Here is a 1,995-nt window from a genome sequence, read left to right as displayed (position 1 = left end):
GGCGGCCAGGCCGCTGCTTGCTCCGTCCTGGTTGACGGCGCTGCCGCGTACGACGGCCAGCACGTGGTGGCCCAGCCGCTGTGCGTCCGAGAGCCGCTCCACCAGGAGGACACTCACGCCCTCGGACCAACTCGTACCGTCAGCCGACGAGGAGAAGGACTTGGAGCGGCCGTCCGGAGCCAGTCCGCGCTGGCGGCTGAACTCCACGAACGTCGAGGGCGTCGACATCACGGTGACGCCGCCCGCGAGCGCCATGTCGCACTCGCCCTTGCGCAGCGCCTGTATCGCGAGGTGCAGTGCCACCAACGACGACGAGCACGCCGTGTCCACCGTAACGGCGGGCCCCTCCAGGCCCAGGGCGTAGGCGACGCGGCCCGAGGCGACGCTGCCGGAGTTGCCGGTGCCGAGATATCCCTCGATGCCTTCCGGCACCTCGGTGAGACGGGTGGCGTAGTCGTGGTACATCACACCGGTGAAGACACCGACCGCCTTGCCGCGCGCGGTGGCCGGGCGAATCCCGGCGTGCTCGAACGCCTCCCAGGAGGTCTCCAGCAGCAGCCGCTGCTGCGGGTCCATCGCCAGCGCCTCACGCGGCGAGATCCCGAAGAAGTCGGCGTCGAACTCCCCCGCCTCGTGCAGGAATCCGGCCTCGCGGACGTAGCTCTTGCCTGTGGCGTCGGGGTCGGGGTCGTACAGGCCCTCGACGTCCCAACCACGGTCACGCGGAAACCCCGAGATCGCGTCACCACCCTCGGCGACCAACCGCCACAGCTCCTCCGGCGACCCCACACCACCCGGCAACCGGCACGCCATACCCACGATCGCCACCGGCTCGCTGGACTTCGACTCCAGCTCGCGGACGCGTCCACGCGCCTGCTGCAGGTCGGCCGTGGCCCGTCGCAGGTAGTCGAGGTACTTCTCTTCGTTCACCGTGGACACGCTGTCCCCTTGGGTTCCTAGAAGCGCTTGAGACGCACAAAGTGTTCCGAGGCGCCCGGAGCGGAAGTCCGGGCGGACTGTGGCCGTGCGGCCGGGTTCAGCTCGTACGGGACTCCCGGTCGAGGAGGTCGAAGAGCTCTTCGGCGGAGGCGGTCAGGATGTCCGTGTCACCGGGGCCCTCGCCGGAGCCCGAGCCGGCTTCGGGTCCGGTGGCAGGGCCGGTGTCGGCCCCGGAGGTCGGTGCCGTGCCGGGGTCCGAGGTCTTCGTGGTGCCGCCCTCGATCAGTGCGCGCAGGGCGTTCAGTTGTCCGCTCACCTCGTCGCTCTCGGCCGTGTCCGCCAGCCCGGCCAACGACAACGCCATCTCAAGACGCGTGAGTTGAGCGAGCACGGCGGCCGGGTCGGGCAGGCTGGTGGCCGAGGTGTCCGATGTCGCGGTGTCCCGGCCGGGGGTGCTGCGGGGCAGCTCGGCGTCCAGGTGGTCGGCGAGCACGGCCGGGGCGGGGTAGTCGAACACCAGGGTCGCCGGGAGGCGGAGGCCGCTTGCGGCGTTCACCCTGTTGCGCAGTTCTACCGCCGTCAGGGAGTCGAAGCCCAGGTCGAGGAAGCCCCGGTCGGGGTCGAACCGGTGGCCGCGGGCGTGGCCGAGCACGTCGGCCACCTCGTCGCAGACGAACTCCAGGAGAAGGCGCCGCCGTTCGGGCCCGTGGGCGTCCGCGGCGCGTTCGGCGAGCGTCGCGGCCTGCGCCGGGGACTCGTCGGCGGGCACGCCGGCTCCGGTGGTCGCGGTCTCGGCCGCCCGGGGCCTGGCGGGGGCGACATCGACCAGTTCCCGCAGCAGGGAGGGGACTCCGGCCGGGTCGGCGGCGGCTGCGCTGCGCAGGCCCGCCATGTCCAGGCGCAGCGGAAGCAGCGTCGGGTACCGGTCGTCGTGCAGGGCGGTGTCGAGGAGTGCGACGCCTTCCTCGGCGGTGACGGCGCCGATCCCGGCCCGGCTCATGCGCCGGAGGTCCGCTTCGCCGAGCTTCTCGGTCATACCGCCGTCGGTCTCCCAAC

The 1,995-nt window shown here is 72.1% G+C and carries 2 protein-coding genes; both read right to left on the bottom strand.

The window, feature by feature from the left end:
- On the bottom strand, window positions 1-930 hold a 930-nt coding region (locus NGF19_RS30285), incomplete at its 3' end, for a beta-ketoacyl synthase N-terminal-like domain-containing protein (protein WP_308288569.1).
- 106 nt (window positions 931-1,036) lie between these two features.
- The coding region (locus NGF19_RS30280) for an acyl carrier protein (protein ID WP_252429123.1) at window positions 1,037-1,995 on the bottom strand (959 nt) is incomplete at its 5' end.

This window comes from Streptomyces macrolidinus, assembly GCF_023887685.1.
GTDB classification, from domain to species: domain Bacteria; phylum Actinomycetota; class Actinomycetes; order Streptomycetales; family Streptomycetaceae; genus Streptomyces; species Streptomyces macrolidinus.
Note: the sequence above shows the minus strand (reverse complement) of the source record. Positions and strands in the feature narration are given on the sequence as shown.